This window comes from Flavobacterium sp. (assembly GCF_024642105.1).
GTDB lineage: Bacteria > Bacteroidota > Bacteroidia > Flavobacteriales > Flavobacteriaceae > Flavobacterium.
Genome location: NZ_JAHEBT010000004.1, coordinates 63,882 through 90,830, shown reverse-complemented (window position 1 = coordinate 90,830; position 26,949 = coordinate 63,882). Strand labels below are relative to the sequence as shown.

Genomic DNA, 26,949 nt, shown 5'->3' with positions numbered 1-26,949 from the left:
CTTAAGGTGGTTATTGCGGCGGGGCTCACCTCTTCCCATCCCGAACAGAGTAGTTAAGCCCGCCTGCGCAGATGGTACTGCAGTTATGTGGGAGAGTATGTCGTCGCCTTTCTTTTGAAAAACCCTTCATCATTCGATGAAGGGTTTTTTGTTACCAATATGCCATCCCTATGGGATTGAAAAGAGGATTACTATTTAGTAATCCTTTTTCAATTTTTAATTAACTCCGCTAGGAGTTGAATTTTGGTAGAATATTCATGAATGATATAGAGAAGTCCCGTAGGGACGAGATTATAGTTTTGCAGAGTAATTTAAGTTAATTAAAGCACGAGCAAGATGCTCGTACTAGCAGAGGAAAATTTGTTTGATATGCAAATTTTAGTTTAGAAAATAAAAGTCTATTCTAGCCCCGATAATAGCGACATCCTTTTTAGGCTTCCAGCCTTTTAAAGGCTGGAAGCCTAAAAAGATAAAGCGGATAGCGGGACAACTAGTGTTTAGCAAGTAAAATAGCTGCTACCAAAAATAATAAATACAAAATCCTCAATTAGCAGTAATTGAGGATTTTGTATTTATTGTCTAGTATAACTATTTTAGTCATTCACAATGACCCATTGGCCTGAAGATACTAAGCTTTCGGCTTTTTTGTACTTCATGGTTTCTGTTTTTCCAGTAGCTACTTCCTGAATCGTTACGGTATCGTTACGATTGATTTTAGGCATGTCTCTAACGATGGTTTCGGTTACTTGACGTTGTTGCGTTTGCTTCGCCTGTTCGCTAAAGCTCGAGCCACCTGCTTCATGGTTTAAACTTTCGCTGTTTGGACCCGAGGTCGAAGACCGAATAGGCGAAGCAATTTCGTCTTTGCTTAATTTATAGTTTTCTTTTTGACGAATTTCTTTGGCTTCTTCAATCTTAGGCGCATTTTGTTGTGCCGGTAAATCGCCTTTGAATAAAAACGAAATCACTTCTTTATTGACATTGTCTAACATCGCTCTGAACAAGTTGAAGGCCTCTAATTTGTAGATTAGCAACGGATCTTTTTGTTCGTGAACGGCCAATTGAACCGATTGTTTCAATTCGTCCATTTTACGTAAGTGTTTTTTCCAAGCTTCATCTACAATAGACAAGGTGATGTTTTTTTCAAAATCAGCTACTAATTGCGCTCCTTGGGTTTCGTAGGCTTTCTTCAAGTCAGTCACTACGTTCAAGGTTTTGATTCCGTCAGTAAAAGGCACTACGATACGCTCAAACTGATTGTTTTTGTCTTCGTATACTCCTTTAATGATAGGGAAGGCTTCTCTGGCACTTCGTTCTGTTTTTTCGGTATAGAATTCTAAAGTGGCTTTGTAAATTTTACCCGTCAATTCCATTTCGGATAATTTCGCAAACTCGGCTTCGGTTACTGGTGAAGTAATCGAGAAATAACGAATTAATTCAAATTCAAAGTTTTTGAAGTCATTAACGGCTTTGTTTGCTGACACAATTAGTTCGCAAGTGTCATACATCATATTCGCGATGTCTAGTTTTAGACGCTCTCCAAACAAGGCATGACGACGACGTTTGTACACTACTTCACGTTGTGCATTCATCACATCATCATATTCTAACAAACGTTTACGCACTCCAAAGTTGTTTTCTTCTACTTTTTTCTGTGCACGTTCAATGGATTTGGTCATCATTGAATGTTGAATTACTTCTCCTTCTTGCAATCCCATTCTGTCCATTACTTTGGCTACTCTTTCTGAACCAAACAAACGCATTAGGTTGTCTTCTAGCGAAACGTAGAATTGAGAACTTCCAGGGTCTCCTTGACGTCCTGCACGACCTCGTAACTGACGGTCTACACGACGTGAATCGTGACGCTCTGTTCCAACGATAGCTAAACCTCCAGCCGCTTTTACTTCGGGAGATAATTTAATATCCGTTCCACGACCCGCCATATTGGTAGCAATAGTTACTACACCTGGTTTACCTGCTTCTTCAACGATTTGTGCTTCTTGTTTGTGCATCTTAGCATTCAACACATTGTGGTTGATACCTCTCATTTTCAACATTCGGCTCAATAATTCCGAGATTTCAACAGAAGTAGTTCCAATTAAAACGGGTCTTCCTGCTTTTGATAATTCGGTTACATCTTCGATAACGGCATTGAATTTTTCACGAGTCGTTTTGTAGATGAAATCATCTTTATCGATTCTTGCAATTCCTCTATTAGTTGGAATTTCGACTACGTCTAATTTGTAAATTTGCCAAAGTTCGCCTGCTTCAGTAACGGCTGTTCCGGTCATACCTCCCAGCTTGTTGTACATTCTGAAGTAGTTTTGTAAAGTAACGGTAGCAAAGGTTTGCGTTGCCGCTTCAATTTTTACATTTTCTTTAGCTTCAATGGCTTGGTGCAATCCGTCAGAATAACGGCGACCATCCATAATACGACCTGTTTGCTCATCGACAATCAGGATTTTGTTATCCATAATAACGTACTCAACATCTTTTTCGAATAAAGTGTAGGCTTTTAAAAGCTGAGTTAACGTATGGATACGCTCGCTTTTTACTCCGAAATCTTGGAACAAACGTTCTTTGGCTTCCGCTTCTGCATCCGCTTCTAATTTTTGTTTTTCGATAGCGGCAATCTCAGTTCCAATGTCTGGTAAAACGAAGAAATCAGAATCAGTATCTCCGGATAAGAATTGGATTCCGTTATCTGTTAATTCCACTTGATTGTTTTTTTCCTCAATCACAAAGTACAAGGCTTCGTCCACCAAATGCATTTCGCGTTTGTTGTCTTGCATGTATTGGTTTTCTGTCTTTTGAAGCAATTGTTTTACTCCTTCTTCTGATAAAAACTTGATTAAAGCTTTGTTTTTAGGTAAACTTCTGTAGGCTCTTAACAATTGGAATCCTCCGTCTTTGGTGTTACCTTCTTTGATTAATTTTTTGGCTTCTGCCAAGAAACCATTCGCTAATTGACGTTGTAAGTTAACTAAATTTTCAATTTTTGGTTTTAACTCGTTGAATTCATGGCGATCTCCTTGCGGAACCGGTCCAGAAATAATCAATGGTGTTCTGGCATCATCGATCAAAACAGAATCCACCTCATCGACAATGGCGTAGTTGTGTTTGCGTTGCACTAAATCTTCTGGCGAATGTGCCATATTATCTCTTAGGTAGTCAAAACCGAACTCATTATTGGTTCCATAAGTGATATCGGCGTCATACGCTCTTTTTCTTTCTTCTGAACTTGGTTGGTAATTGTCAATACATTCTACTGTTAAACCGTGGAATTCAAACAAAGGTGCTTTCCAAGTACTATCACGTTTGGCCAAGTAATCATTCACAGTTACCAGGTGTACTCCGTTTCCAGTTAAAGCATTTAAGTAAATAGGAAGGGTAGCTACCAAGGTTTTTCCTTCTCCAGTTTGCATTTCGGCTACTTTTCCTTCGTGCAATACCATTCCACCAATTAACTGAACGTCATAATGAATCATGTCCCAAGTAATTTGTTTACCCGCAGCATTCCATGAATTAGCCCAAATGGCTTTCTCACCCTCTAAGGTAACGTAGGTTTTTGTAGCAGAGAATTCTCTGTCTTTTGGAGTAGCGGTTACTTCAATTTGAGTATTTTCTTTGAAACGTCTTGCTGTTTCTTTTACTACTGCAAAAGCTTCCGGCAAAATTTCCATTAAAGTTTTCTCCGAAATATCGTAAGCTTCTTTTTCTAAAGCATCAATAGCCACGTAGATATCTTCTCTTTTGTCGATATCTTCAATAGTTTCTACTTCTTGTTGTAAGGATGCAATTTTAGCATCTTTTTCAGCGCGTGCTTGTTTGATTTTTTCTTTGAAATAAACCGTACGCGCTCTTAATTCGTCATTAGACAATGCCATTAAGCTACTCTCGAATCCTTTGATTTTAGTAAGGTATGGTTGTAATGCCTTAACGTCATTTTGTGATTTATCACCGACAAAAATTTTAATAATGCTATTGATGAAACTCATAATTGTATTTGTATTGCTATATTTTGTGTAAATGTCTAATTTAACCAAAAAAAAAGCCTCTTTTGAGACTTTTTCTTTGGTTTATTTTTTAATATTCATCCTCATTCCAAAGGTAATCTTCGTCTGTAGGATAATCTGGCCAAATTTCTTCCATTGATTCATATATCTCGCCTTCATCTTCGATAGATTGAAGGTTTTCTACTACTTCTAATGGAGCTCCTGCTCTAATAGCGTAGTCAATAAGTTCGTCTTTGTTAGCAGGCCACGGCGCATCACTTAAATAAGATGCTAATTCTAATGTCCAATACATCTTTTGTCGATTTAGTTTAGTGCAAAAATAAATTTTTTACTGAAAAAGGCAAGTAAAAAATGATTTATTTTTATTAAAAGTTAAGAACGTTTTTTTATCTGTTTTATAATTTCATTTTTACCGAAAAAAAGGAAAAGAAAATAAGGGCTTACTTTCTCGGAATCCATTGTATTTCCTCGGCGTTTAAATCTTTAGACAACTTTCGTGCCAATACAAAAAGGTAGTCAGAAAGTCGGTTCAAATATTGGATTGCAATTTCAGAAACGGGTTCGTTATGACTTAAATGTACCGCAAGACGTTCGGCTCTACGGCAAACACATCGTGCAATATGACAATATGACACAGAAGTATGTCCGCCAGGCAATACAAAATGCGTCATTGGCGGAAGCGATTCTTCCATACTGTCAATTTCTTTTTCTAAAAATTCAATATCTGAATCAATGATGCCTAATTTTTTCAAGCGAGGCTCTCCGTTTTTCAACAATTCTTTTTCTGGTGGAGTAGCAAGCATAGCGCCCACCGTAAACAGTCGGTCTTGTACTTCAATAAGAATGGTTTTGTAATGCGAATGAATATCTTGGTCTCTAATCAAACCAATGTAGGAATTTAACTCATCAACAGTTCCGTAGCTTTCAATTCTGTCGTGATCTTTTGGAACTTTTTTCCCTCCAAAAAGAGCTGTAATCCCTCCATCTCCTGTTTTAGTGTATATCTTCATCGAGTTATTGCAGTTTATTTAGAGGTGTCGCTTTCAATTAATCCGTCTCTCAAACGAATAACGCGATTAGCATAAGCAGCAATTTCTTCTTCGTGAGTAACCAAAATAACGGTATTGCCACTGGCGTGAATATCGCTAAACAATTTCATAATTTCTACAGACGTTTTACTATCTAAATTTCCGGTTGGCTCATCAGCCAAAATGATTGAGGGCTTGTTAACCAAAGCTCTTGCTACGGCTACACGTTGTCTTTGGCCTCCTGAAAGTTGGTTGGGTTGGTGGTCCATTCGGTCCGCAAGATTGACTTGTTTCAATACTTCGGTAGCTCTTTCGTTTCTTTCGGATTTGGAATATCCTGCATAAATCATCGGTAAGGCTACGTTATCCAAAGCAGTTGTTCTTGGCAAAAGGTTGAAGGTTTGAAAAACAAAACCGATTTCTTTGTTGCGAATTTCGGCCAATTCATCGTCTTTCATTTGACTCACATCTTTTCCATTCAAAATATAGGTTCCAGAAGTAGGCGTGTCCAAACAACCTAAAAGATTCATTAAGGTTGATTTTCCGGAACCAGAAGGTCCCATTAACGCTACATATTCTCCTTTATTGATTTGTAAATCAATGCCTTTTAAAACATAAACAATTTCGTTACCGAGAACAAAATCGCGTTTGATGTTGGTTATTTTGATTAATGGATTTGCCATTGTTGCTATTGGAATTAAAATTCGTTGAATTCGGATTTAAAAGTACGAAAGACTTTTGAATAAATCCATAAGTAGTGGTAAAATGAATTTTGTTACACTATATAGAAATTAAGCTCGAAGAATAAAATGCTCTTCGACTTGTTCTTTTCTAAAAAAGACCAATCCAAAATGATAGGTGTCAATGGTTACGGTTACTTTTGGATTTTGTTTTAGTTTTTCCCAAAGTGTTTCTGTAGCTGCATTAGAATGAATGTTTTCTACAATCCAAAAACTATCGTTTTCCGTTGTGTTTAGCAATTGCTCAATAGTTGTATCGGTTATGGAAGGAAATAGTTGCGAATGGATATAAATGCAGTTGTAAATAGCAATATCAATATCAATGGTTGCTTTTGGATTTCCTAATGCAATGATTTCTTTTTCAAATGGGTTTGCACCAATAGTCAAAATAGATTTTGGTTCAAAATAACGAATGATTTTATAAAGTAACTGCTGTTTTTTTGAAACCCGTTCGTTCTGATTTGATAAATCATTTGCAGTCAATCGTATTTTTTTGTTGTACAAACCTTGCGTCAACAAAAGAAATACAAAAGGGGAGTGGACTCCATGTTCGTTTTTGGAGTGCCAAAGGAATTGTAAATACGATTGGATGCGGAATATCATTTTTTGTGATTATTACGATTCTATTTTGGCAGAAAGTTCAAACCAACGTTCTTCTTTTGTTTCTATTTTTTGGATGATTTCTTCTAAATCTTTTGCTTTTTTCTCAATGTCAGCATCGGCTACTTTTCCGTCAGAAAATAACTGTTCGATGGTCGCTTTTTGAATTTCTAACTCTTTGATTTCTTTCTCGATTTTTTGATATTCTTTTTGCTCGTTAAAGCTCAAATTACCGGTTGGATTATTTTGTTTCCAATCTTTTTTCTCTGCTTTGTTTTCTTCTTTTTGAGCTACATCCGCGCTGTCTTCATACGCTCTAAAATCGGAGTAGTTACCTGGAAAATCCTCGATAACACCATCGCCTCTAAATACAAATAAATGGTCCACAATTTTGTCCATAAAATACCTGTCGTGAGAAACTACCATCAAACAACCAGGATAGTCTAAAAGGAAGCTTTCTAAGACATTTAAAGTAACAATGTCCAAGTCGTTGGTAGGTTCGTCCAAAATCAAAAAGTTCGGATTTTGAATCAAAACGGTACATAAATACAAACGTTTTAATTCGCCACCGCTCAATTTTTCTACATAATCGTGTTGCTTTTTTCGGTCAAAAAGGAAGCGTTCTAACAGTTGTCCCGCCGAAATAATTTTCCCTTTTGCTAGCGGAATGTATTCGCCATATTCCTTGATGATGTCAATTACTTTCTGCCCCGGTTTTGGATTGATTCCGCTTTGGGTATAATAGCCTATTTTGATGGTGTCGCCTTTAATTACTTTTCCACTATCCAAAGGCAACGTGCCTGTCAATAGATTCAGAAAAGTGGATTTCCCAGTTCCGTTTTTACCAATGATTCCGATGCGTTCGCCACGTTGAAAATCAAAACTAAAATTATCTAAAATGACATGGTCTTTGAATTTTTTTGAGATTTTGTGTAGTTCGATAATCTTACTACCCATGCGCTCCATATTGATTTCGAGTTCTACTTTGTTTTCTCGGCGTCGGTTTTGCGCTTTTTCTTTGATGATGTAAAAATCATCTTGACGGGATTTTGATTTGGTAGTTCTTGCTTTTGGTTGACGGCGCATCCATTCCAATTCTTTTACAAATAGATTTTGCGCTTTGTCTACACTGGCATTTTCAGAAGCGATACGTTCTTCTTTTTTCTCTAAATAATAGGAGTAATTTCCTTTGTATTGGTATAATTTTCCATTGTCCAATTCAATGATTTCGTTGCAAACACGCTCCAAAAAGAAACGGTCGTGCGTCACCATAAATAAGGTAATGTTTTCTTTGGTAAAATAGCTTTCTAACCATTCAATCATTTCTAAATCCAAATGATTGGTTGGCTCGTCGAGAATCAATAAATCGGGACGATTGATTAGAATGATAGCTAACGATAAACGCTTTTTTTGCCCTCCCGAAAGATTCTTTACTTTTAGTTTGAAGTCTTCTAATTTTAGCTTGAATAAAATTTGCTTGTATTGGGTTTCAAAATCCCAGGCATTAAATTGATCCATTTTATCGAACGCTTTTTGATAGGCTTCTTCGTCTTCTGGATGTTCTAAGGCTTTTTCGTATTGTTCAATTACTTTCAAAATTTCGTTATCCGAAGCGAAAATACTTTCCTCAATGGTCAACTCGTCTTGCAAATTATGGTCTTGTGACAAAAACGCCATTTTGATTTCTTTTCGTAACACGACTTGTCCAGAATCGGGTTCGTCTTCGCCATTGATTATTTTCATAATACAGGTTTTTCCAGAACCGTTTTTGGCAATAAAAGCAATTTTTTGGTCTTTGTTGATACCAAAAGAAATGTTTTCAAAAAGAGTGCGTTCTCCAAAAGATTTAGAGATATTTTCGACTGATAAATAATTCACAAGTGTAATTTTTTTGCAAAAGTACTCTTTTGAAATGAAACAATGATTTTTGATTTGTTTTTCGCTACAATAATAGCTGTTTTGAAAAGTGTGTTTATTTGATTTAATCGTACCTTAAACTAAAAATATTTCCTAATTTTGCAATCAGAAAATCAAAATCACCTTTTACGTTAAGATTATGGCAAGATTTGAATTGAAACTTCCAAAAATGGGAGAAAGTGTAGCAGAGGCAACAATTACTAATTGGTTAAAACAAGTTGGTGATAAAATTGAAGCTGATGATGCTGTGCTTGAAATTGCTACAGATAAAGTAGATAGCGAAGTGCCAAGTGAAGTTTCGGGTGTTTTGGTAGAACAATTATTTGCTAAAGATGATTTGGTTCAAGTAGGGCAAACCATCGCCATTATTGAAACAGATGCGACTGCTGAGTCTACTCCTGCACCTGTAGAAAGCGTGACAATTCCTGTTGCCGTTGCTGAAATCGAAAAATCAGTTGAAGTCGCTCAAGCTATTGTTGCTCCAGCGGTAGATTTTAAAGGGACAGAAAAATTCCTTTCTCCATTGGTAAAAAATATTGCGAAAGAAGAAGGTGTTTCTGTGGCCGAATTAGAAAGTATTCAAGGTTCTGGAAAAGAAGGTCGTGTGACCAAAGAAGATATTTTAGCCTATGTAGCTGGAAGACAAAAATCACCAGTTGTTAATCCATCCACTCCAACGCCAACCATCGTTCCAAGTACGCAAGCAGTACCTGTATCTGTTAATGGCGAAGATGAAATTGTGGAGATGGACAGAATGCGCAAGTTGATTTCAGGGTATATGACGGCTTCGTTGCAAACTTCGGCACACGTTCAATCTTTTGTTGAAGTAGATGTGACTCATATTGTAAAATGGAGAGATAAAGTGAAATCAACTTTCGAAAAGAGAGAAGGAGAGAAATTGACTTTTACACCTATTTTTATGCAAGCAGTGGCAAAAGCCTTGAAAGATTTTCCAGGAATGAATATTTCGGTAGATGGAAATTTCATCATTAAAAAGAAAAATATCAATTTAGGAATGGCTACGGCTTTGCCTAATGGGAATTTGATTGTTCCTGTGATTAAAAATGCCGACCAATTGAATTTGGTAGGTATGGCAAAAGCGGTAAACGATTTAGGTAATCGCGCTAAAAATGGAAAATTAAAGCCAGACGATACACAAGGCGGTACGTACACGGTAACTAACATAGGTTCTTTTGGTAGTGTTTTTGGTACGCCAATTATCAATCAACCCGAAGTAGGAATTCTAGCTTTAGGAGCTATTCGTAAAGTACCTGCGGTAATTGAAACTCCTGAGGGTGATTTTATCGGCATTCGCCAAAAAATGTTCTTGACTCATAGTTATGATCACCGTGTAGTGGATGGTGCTTTAGGCGGAATGTTTGTAAAACGCGTTGCTGATTATTTAGAGGCTTTTGATGTAGATACAGATATTTAATTAGTACAACATACTATAAAACAACCCTTTCAGAGCAGGACTTTGAAAGGGTTTTCTTTTTTAAAATACATTCGCCACAAATTGATATATTTGTAATCTTATAAAATTATTAGATGGAACTTAAACTCAATAGACCAATTTGCTTTTTCGATTTAGAAACCACCGGAATTGACATTGGAAAAGATCGAATTGTAGAAATTTCAATTTTCAAAGTCTTTCCGAATGGGAACAAAGAAAGCAAAACCTGGTTAGTGAATCCTACAATTCCAATTCCACCACAATCTACAGCGGTTCATGGTATTGATGATGCAAAAGTAGCTAACGAGCCTACCTTTGCGCAATTGGCTAGCCAAATTCAAAATATGATTAAAGACAGTGATTTGGCTGGGTATAATTCAGATCGTTTTGATATTCCGTTGTTGGCTGAAGAAATGTTGCGTGTTGGAGTTGATTTTGATATGAAAAATAGGGTGTCGGTTGATGTACAAACTGTTTTTCATAAAATGGAAGAACGTACATTGAGTGCAGCACTTAAATTTTATTGTGGTAAAAGTCTTGAAAACGCTCATTCTGCTGAAGCTGATACCATGGCAACTTATGAGATTTTAAAAGCGCAATTGGACCGTTATCCTGAATTGGAAAATGATATGAAAACGCTTTCTGAGTTTACAACTCGAAAAAAGATTGCTGATTTTGCTGGCATGATTGCTTTTGACAAAGATGGAGAAGAGATTTTTACTTTTGGAAAACACAAAGGAGCCAAAGTGGAAAAGGTATTGGAAACTGAACCAGGTTATTTCAGTTGGATTCAAAATGCTGATTTTCCTTTGTATACCAAAAAAGTATTGACTGCTATTAAGCTTAGAAAATTAAATACTAAGTAATTTCATCAAAGACAAATTACTTAATTATAGTTCAATTTAAATTTTAAAACATGAATAAACACATTGTAGTATTGTTATTTATATTATTGTTTAACAGCAAAAATTATGGTCAATTAGTTGACACCTTTGAAAAAGGAAATGTTGAATTGTTGAATGGAGAAAAATATGAAGGGTTAGTAAAATTGGGCGATAAATTTGACATGTCCAAACAAATAATCTTTAAAAAGATTGGTTCTGTATCTGAAGTCTTGTACACTCCAATGGAAATAAAAAAACTAACTCTGAATAATGGAGAGATTTATGTAGCTTTAAATGTTAAGGTTAATAAAAATAAAACAGAATTAGCGCTTTTTGGGAAGCAACTAATTGATGGAAAAGCTTCTTTATATCAAGGAGTATATGAGGGTGATGATATTTTTATCATTAGGAATAATGACATAAATTATGTTCTTCAAAATGACAAAATTAAACAAACGGAATTAGCTAAATTTAATTATGAAGGCTATTTGAAATTAGCTTTAGAAGATATTTATGGTACTCAAAAAAAAATAAATTTTAATGAGTCAGAATTTGTTAAATTAGTTTTAGAATATAACAAGTCGAAAGGTATAGATAGTAAGATAGCCGATTATAAGACTAAACCTATTCACTATTATTTAGGTTTTTTAGGTATGGGAATTCCAAATAGAATGGGAGATAGTGAATTTTTTGTTCAAACTATGTATAGAACGTATTTTCCAAATTTTAGTAAAAGCACTTCATTGAATATGGGCTTCAGTTATTATAATTATAAATATTCAGAAGAATATTATAATATTTATGGTAATAAATTTCCTGTTGATTACAAAACTAGTTTGTTTTCACTTCCAATTCAAGTGCAGCAGAATATTCTTAATAAAAAAATCCGTCCCTTTTTCTATTTAGGAATCAATTTAAGTTATGTTAAGAGCGAAGATCAATTTGGTAATTCGCAAGTAAGTAATGGTTTGCAGAATAATTTTGGTATTGGATTGTTATATGGTGCAGGTTTAGAGTTTGATGTTTATAGAAGGTTAATGGTTAAAAGTGAATTAAGAAATGAAATTTTTGGGCATTTATTATTAGTAGGAATAGGGTATAATTTTTCAAAATAATATTTATAAATCAGATGAAAATAATTTGCATCGGTAGAAATTATACCAATCATATAGCCGAATTACAAAACGTGCGCCCTACGGAGCCAGTGGTTTTTATGAAACCAGATTCGGCAGTGTTGTTAAAACAACATCCTTTTGTGCTTCCTGAGTTTTCTAATGAAGTGCATCACGAAATTGAATTGGTTGTAAAAATCAACAAAGTGGGGAAATATATTGAACCTAAATTCGCGCATAAATATTATGACGAAATTAGTGTTGGAATTGATTTTACCGCCCGTGATTTGCAAGACCAATTGAAATCCAAAGGATTACCTTGGGAAAAAGCCAAAGCTTTTGATGGTTCGGCAGTAATTGGAGAATTTGTTTCCAAAGAACAATTTACTTCTTTAGACGATGTCAATTTTGAATTGCTCAAAAATGGCCAAGTGGCTCAAAAAGGGAATTCGAGTTTGATGTTGTGGAAAATAGATGAACTAATTGCTTATGTTTCTCAGTTTTTTACCTTAAAAATTGGCGATATTATTTTCACAGGTACGCCAGAAGGAGTGGCGGCAGTACAACCCAACGATGTTTTGGAAGGATTTTTAGAAGGACAACAATTATTTAGAATACAAGTAAAATAATGGCACTACACTACAACCTTTCGAAAGTGTACGCGCTTTCAGATAACGATACCGAATTTGTAAATCAAATACTGGTTTTGTTTGTCAATGAAGTCCCTAAAGATTTGTCGAAAATCAAAGCTGGAATCAAGGCGGAAATGCATAAAGAAGTGTATGCTTATGCTCATAAAATAAAGCCTACATTGGATTTGATGGGAATGCACGTAGCTTTTGAAGAGTTAGTGCTGATTGAAGCCTGGGCAAAAGCCGAAGGAAAAACAAAGAACATTAAAGAGACCTACAAAAGCGTAAAATCACAAGTTAAGGAAGCCATCAAGGAAATTAAGAAAGACTTTAATTTGTAAATCAATTCAAAAATGAAAGCAGCTATAGTTACTATTGGAGATGAGATTTTAATTGGTCAAATCGTTGATACGAATTCGGGTTTTATAGCCAAGTCATTGGATAAAATTGGAATTGAAACTCACGAAATGCTTTCTATTTCAGATAATAAACAGCATATTCTAGATACGTTTGCTTTGCTTCAAAACAAATTAGATGTTGTAATAATCACAGGAGGTTTAGGACCAACAAAAGACGATATTACCAAACATACACTCTGTGAGTATTTTGGAGATACTTTGGTTCGAAATACTGAAGTTGAAAATCATGTAATTGATTTGATAGAACGTGCTTTGGGTCGTGTGGCTTCTCAAATTAATAAGGACCAAGCTTTGGTGCCTTCAAGATGTACGGTACTACACAATCAGGTAGGAACGGCTCCGGGAATGTGGATTAAGAAAGAGAATACAGTTTTTATTTCCTTACCGGGTGTGCCTTATGAGATGAAATATTTGATAGAAAATCAAGTTATTCCTAAATTGGTTCACGAATACCAACGACCATATATAATTCACAAAACTATTTTGACTTACGGTCAAGGAGAAAGTCATGTGGCAGAACGAATTGAAGATTGGGAAAATCAATTGCCTGAATGCATTAAGTTGGCTTATTTGCCAAGTCCAGGGCGAGTGCGTTTGCGCTTGACGGCTAGAGGTGAGAACAAACACCAATTAGAAGAGGCGATTGCATTGAATCTGAAATCATTGGATGCAATCATTCATGATATTATAGTAGGGTTTGAAGAGGATGACACTATAGAAGTGGTACTTGGACGAATTTTAAAAGAAAAAAAACAGACTATTGCTACGGCAGAAAGTTGCACAGGAGGTAAAATAGCACAACTAGTTGCTTCTGTTCCTGGCGCTTCGACCTATTTTAAAGGAAGTGTAGTGGCGTATGCTACCGAGGTAAAGGTAAATGTGTTGGGAATTTCAGATGCATTTATAACAGAGCATTCTGTAGTTAGTAAAGAAGTGGCTTCGGCAATGGCTTTGAGTGTGCAGAAAATGATGCAAACTGATTATGCTATCGCAACGACAGGAAATGCAGGTCCGACAAAAGGAGATGCAGATGCCGAAGTGGGAACCGTTTGTATTGCTTTGGCAACACCTAATGGTGTAATTATTGAAGAATTTAATTTTGGTCAACCCCGTGAAAAAGTGATAGATAGAGCAGTGATTAAGAGTTTGGAAATGCTGCAAAAAGAAATTTTAAAAAATGTGCCTTAATTTTTTTGTTTGATCCGTTTATTTTTCTTTTCTTTGCACCCTGATTTTGAATAACGATAAAAGATAAAGAATAATGTCAAGAGTTTGTGACCTTACAGGTAAAAGAGCGATGGTAGGAAATAACGTTTCTCACGCTATGAACAAAACTAAGAGAAAATTTTCTGTGAACTTAGTTAAAAAGCGTTTTTATCTTCCAGAAGAAGATAGATGGATTACTCTTAGAGTAGCAGCATCTACGATAAAAACAATTAATAAAAATGGAATTGCTGCTGTTTTGAAAAAAGCACAAGCAGAAGGATTTATTAAATAATCTTTTCCTAAATAAATATACAGCAAGATGGCAAAGAAAGGTAACAGAATCCAAGTGATTTTAGAATGTACTGAGCACAAAACAACAGGTGTTGCAGGTACTTCAAGATATATTACAACTAAGAACAAAAAAAATACTCCAGATAGATTAGAGATTAAAAAATTTAATCCAATCTTGAAAAGAGTAACAGTTCACAAAGAAATTAAATAATAATTAGAGATTAGATACAATCTGTAGATAGTATTAATTTCAAATAACATTTGAATCATGGCAAAGAAAACCGTAGCATCGTTACAAACAGCTTCTAAGAGATTATCAAAAGCCATTAAAATGGTGAAGTCTCCAAAAACTGGTGCATATACATTCGTTGAATCTATTATGGCTCCTGAAGCAGTTGATGAATTCTTGAAAAAGAAATAATTTACTTTAACAGTATATAGAAAAGCTACTTTCAGTCGGAAGTAGCTTTTTTATTTTCTATATTTACCATTAGAAAATGCGTTCCATTTTCTGATCCTAAATCATTCATATATAATACTATTACAACATGAGTTTTTTCAAAAGAATATTTTCTTCCGAGAAAAAGGACGAAAGTCTTAACGAACAGGAGAAGCAATCCTTAGACAAAGGTCTTGAAAAGTCAAAAACTACTTTTTTTTCCAAGTTATCCAAAGCGGTAGCAGGTAAATCTAAAGTAGATGACGAAGTTTTAGATAATTTAGAAGATATCCTTATTTCTTCTGATGTGGGTGTGAATACTACGTTAAAAGTAATACAACGTATCGAAGCTCGTGTAGCTGCCGATAAGTATTTAGGTATAGGTGAATTGAACCAGATTCTTCGTGAAGAAATAGCAGGTTTACTTTCTGAAACCAATTCAAGTGAGGCTACAGAATTTGTTACACCAATACAAACTAAGCCTTATGTTTTAATGGTAGTGGGTGTGAATGGAGTAGGAAAAACGACTACTATTGGAAAATTAGCTTACCAATTTAAAAAAGCGGGTCATAAGGTAGTGTTAGGTGCAGCGGATACGTTTCGTGCAGCAGCTATTGACCAATTGCAAATTTGGGCCGATCGAGTTGGGGTACCAATTGTAAGACAAAATATGGGAAGTGATCCAGCTTCGGTAGCTTTCGATACTTTACAATCAGCCGTGGCACAAGATGCTGATATTGTGATTATTGATACAGCAGGACGTTTGCATAACAAAGTGAATTTGATGAACGAATTAACCAAAGTAAAACGTGTCATGCAAAAAGTGGTTGGAGATGCTCCTCATGATGTTTTATTAGTTTTGGATGGCTCAACAGGACAGAATGCTTTTGAACAAGCCAAACAATTCACAGCAGCTACAGAGGTGACTTCGTTAGCTGTAACCAAATTAGACGGTACAGCCAAAGGTGGAGTAGTTATTGGAATCTCAGACCAATTTCAAATTCCAGTAAAATATATTGGCGTAGGAGAAGGAATTGAAGATTTGCAAGTGTTCAATAAATTCGAGTTTGTAGATAGTTTTTTTAAATAATATACGATGAGTTCTTTTGGCAAATTAAGCCCAATGGCTTTTTATTTTATAAGTGTAATTGCTTTTGTTTTGGCGAATGTGATTCGGGAACAAAGTGTACCTGTTTATTATTTATCTCTAGTAATAGGCTTGGTGTTTTTCTTTTTGGGTTTGTATAAAAGAGTGAATACTAAAAAATAGCGGTATGAAGAATTTAGTTAAAGTAGTATTGTTTTCGTTCCTTTTTGTAAGCTGTAAGCAGCAAATACAAACTGCTGATATCCCTAAAATTAATGGGTATTGGGAAATCGAAAAAGTAGTTTTTGATCAAGGCGAAGACAAAGAATATGGTGCCAATCAAAATTATGATTACTTCCAAATCGATACGAATAATCAAGGTATCCGAAAAAAAGTAGCTCCTCAGTTGGACGGCACTTTTTTAGTAGATGATACGTATGAAAAGGTGCGTGTTCGTTTTCAAGATGACAAAGCCTATTTGGATTACGCGACACCTTATATGAAATACACTGAAGAGATTGTTGCTTTGACAGCGGATGAATTAGTGGTGTTGAATGCACAAAAAAAAGAATACCATTACAAGAAAGCAACGGCTATAAATATTTTGGGTGATGGCAAAAAGACTAAGTAATCAAAGTACTGTTGGCGATGTTTTAAAGCAAATTATCCAAGTGAATAAATTGCAACCCGGAATGGATCAGATTGATGTCAAAGAGGCGTGGCAAAACCTAATGGGCAATGGTGTTAACAGTTATACCAAAAATGTTGCCTTGCGAGGAAATACTTTATATGTTGAGTTAAGTTCTTCTGTTCTACGAGAAGAATTAATTCACGGAAAGTCCAAAATCATTGCAATGATTAATGAGGAATTGCAACGAGAAGTGATTAAGGATGTAGTGTTACGATAGATTATTTAGATAGTTAGACTTTTTTAGAAAATTAGATAATAAAAGAAAACCCATTTCGATTGAAATGGGTTTCTCTTTTTATAAAATCTAAGAAGTCTAATTTTCTAATAATCTAACTGTCTAGATTAAAATTGCTCTCTTCCAGCAAAGTGAAAAGCACCTTCAATAGCAGCATTTTCATCACTATCTGAACCGTGAACTGCATTTTCTCCCGTAGAAGTAGCATACAATTTACGAATGGTTCCTTCGGCAGCTTCAGCAGGGTTAGTAGCTCCAATTAAGGTTCTGAAATCACTTACTGCATTTTCTTTTTCTAAGATAGCAGCAACAATTGGTCCGCTTGACATGAACTCTACCAATTCTCCGTAAAAAGGACGTTCGCTATGTACTGCATAAAATGCTTGTGCATCAGCTACAGTTAATTGCGTTAGTTTTAAAGAAACAATTTTAAATCCGGCATTGGTAATCATTGCCAATATGTTTCCAATATGTCCATTTTTAACCGCATCGGGTTTAATCATGGTGAAAGTTCTGTTTGTTGCCATTTTTTATGTAATTATTATTTTGGAATTCAAAAATACTGATTTTTTGTTATTTATATAACAAAAGTGATAAAAAAATAGATTTTTTTAAATACGTAGATTAAACAATTAGTGTTTCAAAACATTGTTCCAAAGGTTGTAGTTTTGCTATTAAAGCGGGAATCAATGCTTCGCCATTTTCTAAATAAAACTCTGAGAAATTAGTCTGTCGTTCTTGTAAACTTTGGTTGGGAAATAATTCGTTTTGTAATTGAATAATTCGGTTTAATATGTCTGCCAATTTTTGTTTTTGTGCTTTGAGTAATCGTTTTTCTAGGTGTTCGATTCCTTTGGTCTGTTTGGTTTCTTGGGCTTTTAGTGCTCCAATGAAGGAATCGTCAGTTTGTTTTGCAATGCTATATAATGCTTCAAATTGTTTTTTTAGCTGTTCTTTTATATTCGATAAATCCAAGTCGATTTCAGAAAGTACTTTTGTTTTTTGGTTGACCAAATCATTCTGCTTACTGAACAAATCAGCCCAAGAAAGGTGTAAAGCATCTGCTTTTTTGATTTGCTTTTCAGTGGCCAATACAACAGAGTTACGAACCAACAACATAGGAAAACTAACTTTTGCAGCATTGAAAAAAGACTGTAATTCTAACCAATAGGCAATCTCGCCTCCTCCGCCAATATAGCATAGATTTGGCAAAAGAACTTCTTGGTACAAAGGGCGCAAGATAACATTCGGACTGAACTTTTCTGGATGGGTTTCGACCAATTCAAATAGCGCTTCTTTGGAAAAAGATAAATTAGTATGGTTGATTTTATAACTGCCATTTTCTAAAATAATTCGCTCCCGCAAGTTGTTTTCAATGTAAAATAAGTTGATTTCACGGGGGGTGACTTGAATGGAATATCCGTTTAGTTTTTCAATAGTTGCAGTAACTTCTTGGAAAGACGTTTGATTTTCTAGTTCGTCTTTGATGTATGGAATTAAAATGCGTTTCAACTCGGCAGCATCAGCGTCGATGATTACTAAGCCGTAGTCGCTAAAAAGTTCATTGGCTAGAAATCGAGTGGCCTCAGCCAAATTAGGGTGTTTTAAATACGATTTTTGAAAGAGTTCTTTGATTTTTTGTGCATGGCTACTTGAGCCTAATTCTTGTGCAAAAACTTCAAATACGGCATCCAATCCTTCAGTTGATAATCGGCCAACAGGTCCAGAACTGTCTTTGTTCCAATGGAATTTTTTGCCTTTGAAATTGAAATAGTTGATTTCTTCAAAATCATGGTCTTCGGTTGCCATCCAATAGATAGGCACAAAATTATAGTTGGGATATTTTGTTTTTAGTTCCGAAGCCAAATTGATAGTGGAAATGATTTTGTATAAAAAATACAAAGGACCGCTAAATAAATTGAGTTGATGTCCTGTTGTAATTGTAAACGTATTGGATTGTTCTAATGCAGCAATGTTATTTTGAGTAGCCTTAGAAATTTTGATGTTTTGATATTGCTTTTGTAAAACACTAACCAATAATTTTCGATTGTCATGATTGTAGTTTCCCTCTTTTTCAGCGATTTGCCCTTCGAAGTTTTCCATTGTTGGAAACCGATTGTATAGAGAATTTAGACTGGATTTTTGATCTAAATAGTCGTTGATTAAAGAGGAAAAATAGCCTGAATTTTGATAGGATATACAGTCAGTTGGCATGTTGGGTTTTGTTTGGAGTAAAAATACTAAAAAAATATTGGAACTAAATAGTTGCGGCTTTCGAAAAATAGTAGCATTTTTATACTCGTTTGAAAATATATTAATACCCAAAAATAAATGAACACAACACGGCAACCTGAGAATTCCTTACAACACGTACTCTTCGGAAGCTTAATTGGAACTACAATTGAGTTTTTTGATTTTTATATCTATGCTAATGCAGCCGTATTAGTGTTTCCACAATTGTTTTTTCCGGGAACGGATAGTACCACTTCAGTTTTACAATCTTTAGCGACTTTCTCTATTGCTTTTTTTGCACGTCCAATAGGGTCGGCAGTTTTCGGGCACTACGGAGATAAAATTGGGCGTAAAACAACATTAGTAGTGGCTTTACTGACGATGGGAATTTCGACAGTGAGTATAGGTTTTTTACCCAGTTATGCAAGCATCGGGATTGCGGCGCCTATTTTATTAATGTTGTGTCGTTTTGGACAAGGTGTTGGTCTTGGAGGCGAGTGGGGAGGAGCGGTGTTGTTAGCAATCGAAAATGCACCACCTCACAAACGTGCTTGGTATGGGATGTTTCCGCAATTGGGTGCGCCAATTGGTTTGGTACTTTCGGGAGGAACCTTTTTACTGTTGACAAATTCCATGAGTTCTCAAGATTTTTTAGAGTATGGATGGAGAATTCCTTTTATTGCTAGTTCGTTATTAGTTTTGGTTGGCTTTTATATTCGTTTAAAAATTACGGAGACCGCTGCCTTTGAAACTGCCAAAAAAGAGCAAGAAGAAGTGAAGTTGCCTTTTGTAACTTTATTGAAGTCGTACCGAAAAGAACTGCTATTCGGAACCTTTGCTGCAGTAACTACTTTTGTGGTTTTTTATTTAATGACGGTATTTATGCTGAATTGGAATACAAAAGAATTGAAATTCTCCAACAAAGAAGCCCTTTTGATTCAGCTGTTTTCAGTATTGTTTTTTGCGGCATTTATACCTGTATCTGCAGTAATTGCAGATAAAATTGGACGTAGAAAAATGTTGATTTATGCTTCCTTAGCGATTGCTGTTTTTGGTTTGTTCTTTTCTCCATTTTTAAATTCGGGAAGTACTATTTTAGTCACGTTCTTTTTGTGTTTGGGAATGGCATTAATGGGATTTACGTATGGCCCTATCGGAACCTTTCTTTCCGAATTGTTTCCTACTACGGTTCGTTATTCGGGAGCATCATTGACTTTTAATCTAGCAGGTATTATTGGGGCTGCATTTGCTCCTATGATTGCCATATGGATTGCTACTAACTATGGTTTGAACTTCGTTGGGTATTATCTTTCAGCGGCTGCCGTTATTTCTGTGATTTCTCTTTTGGTGATTAGCAAAAAAGAACATCAGTTTTAATGTAAAGACACAATATTAAACGATATTTGTTCTCCAAAATAATCCCCTTGAAAACAAAACTATTCCTTGTTACGCCACCGTTTACCCAGTTGAATACTCCGTATCCAGCAACGGCTTATATCAAAGGATTTTTGAATACCAAAAATATAGCGTCAGAACAAGCCGATTTAGGGATAGAAGTTATTTTAGCTTTGTTTTCGAAAAAGGGATTGCAAGATTTGTTTCAAGTCTCCAATTCCAAATTTCAAGAAGAAACATTTTCAGAAAATGCACAACGTATTTTTGCGCTTCAAGACGAATATATAAAAACCATAGATTCGGTTGTTGCTTTTTTACAAGGAAAGAATCCTACTTTGGCACTCCAAATTTGCCAAGAAGATTTTTTGCCAGAAGCGTCTCGATTTGCACAATTGGAAGAATTAGATTGGGCTTTCGGTACTATGGGAACACAAGATAAGGCAAAGCATTTGGCGACCTTGTACCTTGAAGATATTTCAGATTTTATTGTAGAATGTATAGATCCTAATTTTGGTTTCAGTCGCTACGCTGAACGTTTGGGGAGAAGTGCTAATTCATTTGATGAATTGTACGGAGCCTTACAAAATCAACCTACTTATATTGATTATATTTTGCTTTCGATTTTGGCAGCAAAAATAGAAACCATTCAACCTACAGTATTTTTAATTTCAGTTCCTTTTCCAGGGAATTTATACTCGGCTTTTCGTTCAGCACAATGGATCAAAGAAAATCATCCCGAAATTAAAATTTTGATGGGAGGTGGTTTTGCGAATACCGAATTACGTTCACTTTCGGATGAACGAGTTTTTGAGTTTTTTGACTTTATTACGTTGGATGACGGCGAATTGCCGATTGAATTGATTGTAGAAAATTTAGAATCCGGGTCAAATGCCGAATTCAAACGCACTTTTTTGCTGGAAAATAGCAAAGTGGTATATAAAAATGATTCCTCTCGACACGATTACAAACAGTCACAAGTGGGAACGCCAGATTATTCAGATTTACTGTTGGATAAATACATTTCAGTAATTGAAATTGTGAATCCGATGCATCGTATGTGGAGCGATGGACGTTGGAATAAATTGACCATGGCACACGGTTGTTATTGGGGGAAATGTACTTTTTGCGACATCTCTTTGGATTATATTAAAGTGTATGAACCGATTGCCGCTGGAATTTTGTGTGACCGAATGGAAGAAATGATGACCCAAACAGGTCAAACAGGGTTTCATTTTGTTGACGAAGCTGCTCCGCCAGCCTTAATGCGTGAACTGGCTTTGGAAATCTTGCGCCGTAAATTAGCAGTGACATGGTGGACGAATATTCGTTTTGAGAAAAGCTTTACCAAGGATTTGTGTTTGTTGCTAAAGGCTTCAGGTTGTATTGCGGTTTCGGGCGGACTCGAAGTGGCTTCCGACAGATTGTTGCAATTAATTGATAAAGGTGTAACAGTGGAACAAGTAGCCAAAGTAACGCGCAATTTTACCGAAGCAGGAGTAATGGTTCATGCTTATTTAATGTATGGTTATCCCACACAAACCATTCAGGAAACGGTGGATAGTTTAGAAATGGTACGCCAATTGTTTGAAGCTGGCGTGTTGCAATCCGGATTTTGGCACCAATTTGCTATGACCGCCCACAGTCCTGTAGGAATGTATCCAGAGAAATTTGGTGTTACCAAGGATACAAACGCAGTTGGGACTTTTGCCAACAATGATCTCACGTATACTGATAGTACAGGCATAGATCACGAACAATTTAGTTTTGGCTTAAAAAAATCATTGTTTAATTTTATGCACGGCATCTGCTTGGATTACGATTTGCAAGATTGGTTTGATTTTAAAATTCCCAAAACCACCATTCGTCCTGATTTTATTTATGATGCCTTAGAAGAAGAAACGAATTTTAATAGCAAACCCAATGCTAAAGTAGTTTGGTTAGGAGGGAAGCCTACTGTAAGGAGTTTTATAAAAACTAAAAAAGGAAACTCTTGGGATATGATGAGTTTGACATTTCACGACAAAAAAGAAACGTTTGTTATTCAAACCAATCAAAAAGAAGGGGAGTGGCTTGTTAATATTCTAGATATAATTTCGGTTTCCAATTCAAAAACGATACAATTTCAAGAACTAAAAGCTGATTTTGAAAGTGAATTAGCTGATTTTGAATTATTTTGGTTTTCAAAACCGATGAATTCACTAAAGGAATTTGGATTGTTGATTTTGTAGTATCTTTTTTCATTGTAGTAGCATACAATTTATAACCACCTTAATAGAGGTGGTTTTTTTATGTTCTAAAATCTGAATCTTGGTTTGTTGTGAATTTAATTATTTTTAAAATGTTAAAAAAAAACACGGGGGTATTTGTAATTTATGTGTGAAAAAATAGCTTAAAATAGGTCTTTTTAAGTTTTAAAAAATATAATACCCTAAAAAAATAGGGGTATTGTGTATTTTTATGTTATTAATGTCTTAATTAAACGGTGTTTTGAATTATGAATCTGTATTTTTTGCGAATTTTATTTTGAATTTGATAAAACTGCTTGAAATATTGAATAAAATTTATGTTTTTATCTTTTACGTTGATAAAAGTTGATATTTTTGCTTCAGGAAAAAGAAATAATTCAGTCTTTAATTGAAGATGATATTTCATCTGATTTCGATAAGCTGACTTGATTCTATTTCTTACAATAAATTAAATATTAAATTAAAATCGATTAAACATGAAAAAAGTAATTGCCATTTTAGCTTTAGTACTATCAAGTACATTTACATTTGCACAAGACACTCCATTAGAAATTTCAGGATCTGCTGATGCGTATTGGAAATATGATTTCGCAAAAACAGCTAATATCCCGACAAGTTTTGCTACAGATCAGAATTCACTTTCTTTAGGTATGATTGATGTAGTTTTGAAAAAGAAAACAGGAAAAACTTCATTTGTAGGTGAGGTCTCTTTCGGTCCTAGAGGAGCTGGACAATCTATACCAGACGTTGATGGACAGTCTTTTCACATACAAAATTTATATGCGACCTATGCGGCTTCTGAAAAGTTAAGTTTGACAGCAGGGTATATGGGGACATTCATTGGGTATGAAGTAATTTCTCCTTTGGCTAACTTTCATTATTCAACTTCGTATTTGTTTACAACGGGTCCATTTCAAAATGCTGGAATAAAAGCAAATTATGCTGTATCTAGCAAAGTGGGGTTAATGGTTGGTTTATTTAATGATCAATGGAATACCTATAAAGCTGTTCCGGAATTTGGATTGAATGCTTTTGGAGCACAATTGTCAGTAACTCCAGCTGAAGGATTAACAGCTTATTTTAATTTATTGACTGGGTCTGAAAGTGGTACTATTGTTGATTTGACTGCTGCTTACCAAATATCACCAAAATTCAAATTAGGTTTAAATGCAGCTGATTTTTCAGGACAGGTAACTGGTACAGGTTATTCTGGAGTAGCACTATATCCATCAGTTACCATTTCAGACTCTTTTGGTTTGGGATTACGTGCAGAATCATTTAAGTCTAAAACTACCGATACCTCAGTTTCAGCTTTTACATTATCAGCGAACTTAAAATCAGGAGGTTTGACTTTTATACCTGAAATCAGATTGGATAGCGCTTCTGAAGAAGATTTTTATACATCTAATGGGAATCCAACAAAATCAGCATCTCAATTTGCCTTAGCAATGGTGTATGGTTTTTAATAGAAAATAAAGTTGTGTGTTTATTGTTTCCTAGAAACAATGTGTTTTAAATAGTAAGGAACTGCTCAAATGCAAATAGTGTTTGGGCAGTTTTTTTAATAAATAACGGAGAGGAATTTATTGTTTTTTATAAATGGAATAAATCGTGTTGATGGTTTTCTCATTTAATACATCATCTACTTCGGTTTGAATATAATGTAGTTTAAATGCTTTAATAGCCGATGATAGATTACGAGTATCGTAACCAATAATTCGCAATCCTTGTTCAATATTGAAATTTTCAGAGGCTTTTTCTAAATTGGTGTCAGGCCAAAGGCCAAATCCTAATTCAGCTAAGTTTTTCCAAGGGAAGAAAGCGCTTGGGTCTGATTTACGTGTAGGTGCAATATCAGAATGCGCAATTATATTTTGAGTAGGGATATTATAATCCTTTTTTAATCGGGATAGCAAAGCCAATAGACTGTTGATCTGTGCTTCAGAAAAAGGTTCGCTACCGTTGTTATCCAATTCAATTCCAATTGAAGCAGAATTAATATCGGTATTTTTTCCCCAACTAGCATTTCCTCCGTGCCAGGCTCTAAGATAATCATTAAGCATTTGGACTACTGTTCCATTATCACTAATAACATAATGAGCGCTTACTTGTGTTTTTGCTAAGGTAAATGTTTTTACTGTTTGTTGTAAAGAATCTTGAGCGGTGTGGTGAATTATAATAAAATTCGGTTTGCGAAGATTGAAATTAACAGTACTAATCCATTGTGGTTCAATTCCGTTTTGCAAAGGTGTTGTATGGGTAATTGCAAGTGTTTTTTGGAATTTTTTCAGCTGTTTTTTATAAGATTTGTCGCTTAATCGATACGGATTAGAGCCGCATGAATAAATAGTTGTAATTACTAATAAATGAAACAAATATTTTTTCATGGTTTTCTAATTAGAATCGCTATCGTCTTTCTTTTTCTTTTTCGATTTTTTAGGATTTTTGGCGTCTTCCTGCATCGCTTTGTATTTGTCTTTTTGTGTTTGGGTCAATAATTGTTTGATTTTAGAATCAGTAAGTTCAGATAGTGTCTGTATTTCTTTAACCTTGTCGTCCTGACTAATTTCTTGTTTTATTATGGCGCCTTGAGATTTGATACTCTCTGTTAATATATTGGCAATAGCAATTTCTTGGAGTGCATCTAGTTTTAATTCTGGTTTTAATTGTTCCATAATTTTACCTACGGTAACTTCTACAGGGATTTCTTTTGGTTTTTCTTGGTGTTGATTCATGCCTCCCATACTTCCCATTTGACTCATTCTTCCACCGTATCCACCGTATCCACCTCCATATCCACCATAACCACCACCGTATCCGCCATATTGTGCAAAAATGGTGTTACAAGCAAATAGTAAAAAAAGGATGCTAAAAATGTGAAGTTTATTTTTCATAAAAGATTAATTTAGAATCAAATATAATAAAAGATGTGTAATTTAAACAGGTTCTCCGTACAAATCAAATTCGGTTGCTTCAATGATTTTGATAGTTGCAAACTCTCCTGTTTTTAGATAATGTTGAGTAGCGTCAATTAATACTTCATTATCTACATCAGGGCTGTCAAATTCGGTACGACCCACAAAGTGACCGCCTTCTTTTCTATCAATGATACATTTGAAAGTTTGCCCTACTTTTTCTTGGTTCAAATCCCAAGAAATTTGCGATTGTAATTCCATAATTTCGTTGGCGCGTTCTTGTTTTACAGTATCTGGAACATCGTCTTCAAGTAGGTAAGCCGAAGTGTTTTCTTCATGAGAATAAGCAAAACAACCCATTCTATCAAACTTCATTTCCTGAACAAAATCTTTTAAGATTTCAAAATCTTCTTGAGTTTCTCCAGGATACCCCACAATCAAAGTGGTTCTAATAGCCATTCCAGGAACAGCAGCTCTAAAATCCTTAAGTAATTGAGTCGTTTTTGCTTGAGTCGTTCCGCGTTTCATAGATTTCAAGATAGAATCGGAAATGTGTTGCAACGGAATATCGATATAATTACAAATTTTTGGCTCCCGTTTCATAATTTCCAAAACATCCATTGGAAAACCCGTAGGGAAGGCATAATGCAAACGAATCCATTCAATTCCTTCCACCTTTACCAAGGCTTCTAATAGCTCGGCTAGATTTCTTTTTTTGTAAATATCAAGACCATAATAGGTCAAATCTTGAGCAATCAAAATTAATTCTTTTACACCATCTCGGGCCAAACCTTCGGCTTCTTTAACTAATTTTTCAATAGGTTGCGAAACGTGTTTTCCTCGCATTAACGGGATAGCACAGAAACTACAAGGTCTATCGCATCCTTCGGCAATTTTTAAATAAGCATAATTTTTAGGTGTGGTAGTCAAGCGTTCGCCTAATAATTCGTGTTTATAATCAGCACCTAATGCTTTCAATAGTTGAGGTAATTCCGTGGTGCCAAAAAACTGATCTACATTCGGAATCTCTTTTTCTAAATCGGGCCTGTAACGTTCCGATAAACATCCAGTTATAAATACTTTATCTACTAATCCACGCTCTTTTTTATCAGCATACTCTAAAATCATATTTACTGATTCCGCTTTTGCATTGTCAATAAAACCACAGGTGTTAATTACAATAATATTACCTTCTTCTGCTTCAGGAGCTTCGTGTTCCACTTCTTTTCCGCTGGCACGAAGTTGGCCCATTAAAACTTCACTATCGTAGATATTTTTGGAACATCCAAGGGTAATCACGTTGATTTTATTTTTCTTTAAAGATTTCGTTCTCATAGTAGTAAACTTTCAATAGTTTGAAAGGTGGGCAAAATTACGTTTTTTATTTTTAGGAGCACAAATCTTTTGGCTT

The 26,949-nt window shown here is 35.2% G+C and carries 27 protein-coding genes and 1 rRNA gene; 17 read left to right on the top strand and 11 right to left on the bottom strand.

The window, feature by feature from the left end:
- The first annotated feature begins 2 nt into the window (after positions 1 to 2).
- Positions 3 to 112 (top strand): 5S ribosomal RNA (gene rrf / locus Q0L65_RS02305).
- 481 nt (positions 113 to 593) lie between these two features.
- On the opposite strand, the gene secA is transcribed toward rrf, so the two are convergent.
- From secA to Q0L65_RS02275, 6 genes are all read right to left on the bottom strand, one after another.
- On the bottom strand, positions 594 to 3,998 hold the full coding sequence (secA, locus tag Q0L65_RS02300; protein ID WP_296682951.1) for a preprotein translocase subunit SecA: 3,405 nt from the start codon (positions 3,996 to 3,998) through the stop codon (positions 594 to 596).
- 88 nt (positions 3,999 to 4,086) lie between these two features.
- Complete coding sequence (locus Q0L65_RS02295; protein WP_007138072.1) at positions 4,087 to 4,308, bottom strand: DUF2795 domain-containing protein; 222 nt, start codon at positions 4,306 to 4,308, stop codon at positions 4,087 to 4,089.
- Between the two features lie 148 nt (positions 4,309 to 4,456).
- Positions 4,457 to 5,026, bottom strand: a complete 570-nt coding sequence (locus Q0L65_RS02290) for a cob(I)yrinic acid a,c-diamide adenosyltransferase (protein ID WP_296682948.1) — start codon at positions 5,024 to 5,026, stop codon at positions 4,457 to 4,459.
- 14 nt (positions 5,027 to 5,040) lie between these two features.
- Entirely contained in the window at positions 5,041 to 5,727 is a 687-nt protein-coding gene (locus Q0L65_RS02285; protein WP_296682945.1) for an ABC transporter ATP-binding protein, read from the bottom strand.
- A 108-nt stretch (positions 5,728 to 5,835) separates the two neighbouring features.
- On the bottom strand, positions 5,836 to 6,387 hold the full coding sequence (locus tag Q0L65_RS02280; RefSeq protein ID WP_296682942.1) for a hypothetical protein: 552 nt from the start codon (positions 6,385 to 6,387) through the stop codon (positions 5,836 to 5,838).
- Positions 6,388 to 6,399: 12 nt separating this feature from the next.
- The gene (locus tag Q0L65_RS02275) at positions 6,400 to 8,262 is read right to left on the bottom strand and encodes an ABC-F family ATP-binding cassette domain-containing protein (protein WP_296682939.1); all 1,863 of its coding nucleotides are present in this window, start codon (positions 8,260 to 8,262) and stop codon (positions 6,400 to 6,402) included.
- A 178-nt stretch (positions 8,263 to 8,440) separates the two neighbouring features.
- Here Q0L65_RS02275 and Q0L65_RS02270 point away from each other — a divergent pair, with 178 nt between their 5' ends.
- The 13 genes from Q0L65_RS02270 to Q0L65_RS02210 all read left to right on the top strand — a co-directional run bounded on the left by Q0L65_RS02270 (position 8,441) and on the right by Q0L65_RS02210 (position 16,732).
- Complete coding sequence (locus Q0L65_RS02270; RefSeq protein WP_296682937.1) at positions 8,441 to 9,736, top strand: dihydrolipoamide acetyltransferase family protein; 1,296 nt, start codon at positions 8,441 to 8,443, stop codon at positions 9,734 to 9,736.
- A gap of 113 nt (positions 9,737 to 9,849) precedes the next feature.
- Complete coding sequence (locus tag Q0L65_RS02265; protein ID WP_296682934.1) at positions 9,850 to 10,620, top strand: 3'-5' exonuclease; 771 nt, start codon at positions 9,850 to 9,852, stop codon at positions 10,618 to 10,620.
- Positions 10,621 to 10,670: 50 nt separating this feature from the next.
- Complete coding sequence (locus Q0L65_RS02260) at positions 10,671 to 11,753, top strand: hypothetical protein (RefSeq protein ID WP_296682931.1); 1,083 nt, start codon at positions 10,671 to 10,673, stop codon at positions 11,751 to 11,753.
- A 14-nt stretch (positions 11,754 to 11,767) separates the two neighbouring features.
- Positions 11,768 to 12,379, top strand: a complete 612-nt coding sequence (locus tag Q0L65_RS02255; protein WP_296682928.1) for a fumarylacetoacetate hydrolase family protein — start codon at positions 11,768 to 11,770, stop codon at positions 12,377 to 12,379.
- Positions 12,379 to 12,723, top strand: coding sequence for an Hpt domain-containing protein (locus tag Q0L65_RS02250; protein ID WP_296682926.1), 345 nt, complete (start codon positions 12,379 to 12,381; stop codon positions 12,721 to 12,723). Before Q0L65_RS02255 ends, Q0L65_RS02250 begins: the two co-directional genes overlap by 1 nt.
- Before the next feature lie 12 nt (positions 12,724 to 12,735).
- Positions 12,736 to 13,989, top strand: coding sequence for a CinA family nicotinamide mononucleotide deamidase-related protein (locus Q0L65_RS02245; protein WP_296682923.1), 1,254 nt, complete (start codon positions 12,736 to 12,738; stop codon positions 13,987 to 13,989).
- 73 nt (positions 13,990 to 14,062) lie between these two features.
- On the top strand, positions 14,063 to 14,299 hold the full coding sequence (rpmB, locus tag Q0L65_RS02240; protein WP_091259039.1) for a 50S ribosomal protein L28: 237 nt from the start codon (positions 14,063 to 14,065) through the stop codon (positions 14,297 to 14,299).
- A 27-nt stretch (positions 14,300 to 14,326) separates the two neighbouring features.
- A complete protein-coding gene (gene rpmG, locus Q0L65_RS02235; RefSeq protein ID WP_007805817.1) occupies positions 14,327 to 14,509 on the top strand; it encodes a 50S ribosomal protein L33 in 183 nt (60 codons plus the stop codon).
- A 57-nt stretch (positions 14,510 to 14,566) separates the two neighbouring features.
- Positions 14,567 to 14,719: a DUF4295 domain-containing protein gene (locus Q0L65_RS02230; RefSeq protein ID WP_066310049.1), complete on the top strand. Its 153-nt coding sequence runs from the start codon at positions 14,567 to 14,569 to the stop codon at positions 14,717 to 14,719.
- A gap of 127 nt (positions 14,720 to 14,846) precedes the next feature.
- Positions 14,847 to 15,827, top strand: a complete 981-nt coding sequence (gene ftsY / locus Q0L65_RS02225; protein ID WP_296682914.1) for a signal recognition particle-docking protein FtsY — start codon at positions 14,847 to 14,849, stop codon at positions 15,825 to 15,827.
- Positions 15,828 to 15,833: 6 nt separating this feature from the next.
- Positions 15,834 to 16,007, top strand: a complete 174-nt coding sequence (locus tag Q0L65_RS02220; protein WP_296682913.1) for a hypothetical protein — start codon at positions 15,834 to 15,836, stop codon at positions 16,005 to 16,007.
- 4 nt (positions 16,008 to 16,011) lie between these two features.
- On the top strand, positions 16,012 to 16,455 hold the full coding sequence (locus Q0L65_RS02215; RefSeq protein WP_296682911.1) for a lipocalin family protein: 444 nt from the start codon (positions 16,012 to 16,014) through the stop codon (positions 16,453 to 16,455).
- Positions 16,436 to 16,732, top strand: a complete 297-nt coding sequence (locus Q0L65_RS02210) for a DUF721 domain-containing protein (RefSeq protein WP_296682908.1) — start codon at positions 16,436 to 16,438, stop codon at positions 16,730 to 16,732. The genes Q0L65_RS02215 and Q0L65_RS02210 overlap by 20 nt, the downstream gene beginning before the upstream one ends.
- Before the next feature lie 125 nt (positions 16,733 to 16,857).
- On the opposite strand, the gene Q0L65_RS02205 is transcribed toward Q0L65_RS02210, so the two are convergent.
- Together Q0L65_RS02205 and bshC are read right to left on the bottom strand one after the other, a co-directional pair.
- Entirely contained in the window at positions 16,858 to 17,277 is a 420-nt protein-coding gene (locus Q0L65_RS02205) for a nucleoside-diphosphate kinase (RefSeq protein WP_296682905.1), read from the bottom strand.
- A gap of 97 nt (positions 17,278 to 17,374) precedes the next feature.
- Positions 17,375 to 18,964, bottom strand: coding sequence for a bacillithiol biosynthesis cysteine-adding enzyme BshC (bshC, locus tag Q0L65_RS02200; RefSeq protein ID WP_296682903.1), 1,590 nt, complete (start codon positions 18,962 to 18,964; stop codon positions 17,375 to 17,377).
- A gap of 117 nt (positions 18,965 to 19,081) precedes the next feature.
- Here bshC and Q0L65_RS02195 point away from each other — a divergent pair, with 117 nt between their 5' ends.
- The 3 genes from Q0L65_RS02195 (at position 19,082) to Q0L65_RS02185 (ending at position 24,089) form a co-directional block, all read left to right on the top strand.
- On the top strand, positions 19,082 to 20,359 hold the full coding sequence (locus Q0L65_RS02195; protein WP_296682902.1) for an MFS transporter: 1,278 nt from the start codon (positions 19,082 to 19,084) through the stop codon (positions 20,357 to 20,359).
- A 47-nt stretch (positions 20,360 to 20,406) separates the two neighbouring features.
- Positions 20,407 to 22,605: a B12-binding domain-containing radical SAM protein gene (locus tag Q0L65_RS02190; protein ID WP_296682900.1), complete on the top strand. Its 2,199-nt coding sequence runs from the start codon at positions 20,407 to 20,409 to the stop codon at positions 22,603 to 22,605.
- 494 nt (positions 22,606 to 23,099) lie between these two features.
- Positions 23,100 to 24,089: an outer membrane beta-barrel protein gene (locus tag Q0L65_RS02185; RefSeq protein ID WP_296682897.1), complete on the top strand. Its 990-nt coding sequence runs from the start codon at positions 23,100 to 23,102 to the stop codon at positions 24,087 to 24,089.
- 117 nt (positions 24,090 to 24,206) lie between these two features.
- Here Q0L65_RS02185 and Q0L65_RS02180 read toward each other — a convergent pair whose 3' ends face one another.
- The 3 genes from Q0L65_RS02180 to rimO are packed head-to-tail and all read right to left on the bottom strand — an operon-like array spanning position 24,207 to position 26,873.
- The gene (locus Q0L65_RS02180; RefSeq protein ID WP_296682895.1) at positions 24,207 to 25,010 is read right to left on the bottom strand and encodes an N-acetylmuramoyl-L-alanine amidase; all 804 of its coding nucleotides are present in this window, start codon (positions 25,008 to 25,010) and stop codon (positions 24,207 to 24,209) included.
- Positions 25,011 to 25,016: 6 nt separating this feature from the next.
- Positions 25,017 to 25,517, bottom strand: a complete 501-nt coding sequence (locus Q0L65_RS02175) for a hypothetical protein (RefSeq protein ID WP_296682893.1) — start codon at positions 25,515 to 25,517, stop codon at positions 25,017 to 25,019.
- Between the two features lie 42 nt (positions 25,518 to 25,559).
- Positions 25,560 to 26,873, bottom strand: a complete 1,314-nt coding sequence (gene rimO / locus Q0L65_RS02170) for a 30S ribosomal protein S12 methylthiotransferase RimO (protein WP_296682891.1) — start codon at positions 26,871 to 26,873, stop codon at positions 25,560 to 25,562.
- Positions 26,874 to 26,949: the final 76 nt, after the last annotated feature.

Bases quoted from the DNA above. Each gene is read 5' to 3' on its own strand.
- Q0L65_RS02285 (WP_296682945.1), bottom strand. From the start codon at position 5,727: ATGGCAAATCCATTAATCAAAATAACCAACATCAAACGCGATTTTGTT.
- Q0L65_RS02185 (WP_296682897.1), top strand. From the start codon at position 23,100: ATGAAAAAAGTAATTGCCATTTTAGCTTTAGTACTATCAAGTACATTT.
- Q0L65_RS02220 (WP_296682913.1), top strand. From the start codon at position 15,834: ATGAGTTCTTTTGGCAAATTAAGCCCAATGGCTTTTTATTTTATAAGT.
- ftsY (WP_296682914.1), top strand. From the start codon at position 14,847: ATGAGTTTTTTCAAAAGAATATTTTCTTCCGAGAAAAAGGACGAAAGT.
- Q0L65_RS02175 (WP_296682893.1), bottom strand. From the start codon at position 25,517: ATGAAAAATAAACTTCACATTTTTAGCATCCTTTTTTTACTATTTGCT.
- Q0L65_RS02180 (WP_296682895.1), bottom strand. From the start codon at position 25,010: ATGAAAAAATATTTGTTTCATTTATTAGTAATTACAACTATTTATTCA.
- Q0L65_RS02290 (WP_296682948.1), bottom strand. From the start codon at position 5,026: ATGAAGATATACACTAAAACAGGAGATGGAGGGATTACAGCTCTTTTT.
- Q0L65_RS02210 (WP_296682908.1), top strand. From the start codon at position 16,436: ATGGCAAAAAGACTAAGTAATCAAAGTACTGTTGGCGATGTTTTAAAG.
- Q0L65_RS02245 (WP_296682923.1), top strand. From the start codon at position 12,736: ATGAAAGCAGCTATAGTTACTATTGGAGATGAGATTTTAATTGGTCAA.
- rpmB (WP_091259039.1), top strand. From the start codon at position 14,063: ATGTCAAGAGTTTGTGACCTTACAGGTAAAAGAGCGATGGTAGGAAAT.
- Q0L65_RS02205 (WP_296682905.1), bottom strand. From the start codon at position 17,277: ATGGCAACAAACAGAACTTTCACCATGATTAAACCCGATGCGGTTAAA.
- secA (WP_296682951.1), bottom strand. From the start codon at position 3,998: ATGAGTTTCATCAATAGCATTATTAAAATTTTTGTCGGTGATAAATCA.
- Q0L65_RS02195 (WP_296682902.1), top strand. From the start codon at position 19,082: ATGAACACAACACGGCAACCTGAGAATTCCTTACAACACGTACTCTTC.
- Q0L65_RS02270 (WP_296682937.1), top strand. From the start codon at position 8,441: ATGGCAAGATTTGAATTGAAACTTCCAAAAATGGGAGAAAGTGTAGCA.
- Q0L65_RS02215 (WP_296682911.1), top strand. From the start codon at position 16,012: ATGAAGAATTTAGTTAAAGTAGTATTGTTTTCGTTCCTTTTTGTAAGC.
- Q0L65_RS02295 (WP_007138072.1), bottom strand. From the start codon at position 4,308: ATGTATTGGACATTAGAATTAGCATCTTATTTAAGTGATGCGCCGTGG.
- Q0L65_RS02260 (WP_296682931.1), top strand. From the start codon at position 10,671: ATGAATAAACACATTGTAGTATTGTTATTTATATTATTGTTTAACAGC.
- rpmG (WP_007805817.1), top strand. From the start codon at position 14,327: ATGGCAAAGAAAGGTAACAGAATCCAAGTGATTTTAGAATGTACTGAG.
- Q0L65_RS02255 (WP_296682928.1), top strand. From the start codon at position 11,768: ATGAAAATAATTTGCATCGGTAGAAATTATACCAATCATATAGCCGAA.
- Q0L65_RS02265 (WP_296682934.1), top strand. From the start codon at position 9,850: ATGGAACTTAAACTCAATAGACCAATTTGCTTTTTCGATTTAGAAACC.
- Q0L65_RS02280 (WP_296682942.1), bottom strand. From the start codon at position 6,387: ATGATATTCCGCATCCAATCGTATTTACAATTCCTTTGGCACTCCAAA.
- rimO (WP_296682891.1), bottom strand. From the start codon at position 26,873: ATGAGAACGAAATCTTTAAAGAAAAATAAAATCAACGTGATTACCCTT.
- bshC (WP_296682903.1), bottom strand. From the start codon at position 18,964: ATGCCAACTGACTGTATATCCTATCAAAATTCAGGCTATTTTTCCTCT.
- Q0L65_RS02250 (WP_296682926.1), top strand. From the start codon at position 12,379: ATGGCACTACACTACAACCTTTCGAAAGTGTACGCGCTTTCAGATAAC.
- Q0L65_RS02230 (WP_066310049.1), top strand. From the start codon at position 14,567: ATGGCAAAGAAAACCGTAGCATCGTTACAAACAGCTTCTAAGAGATTA.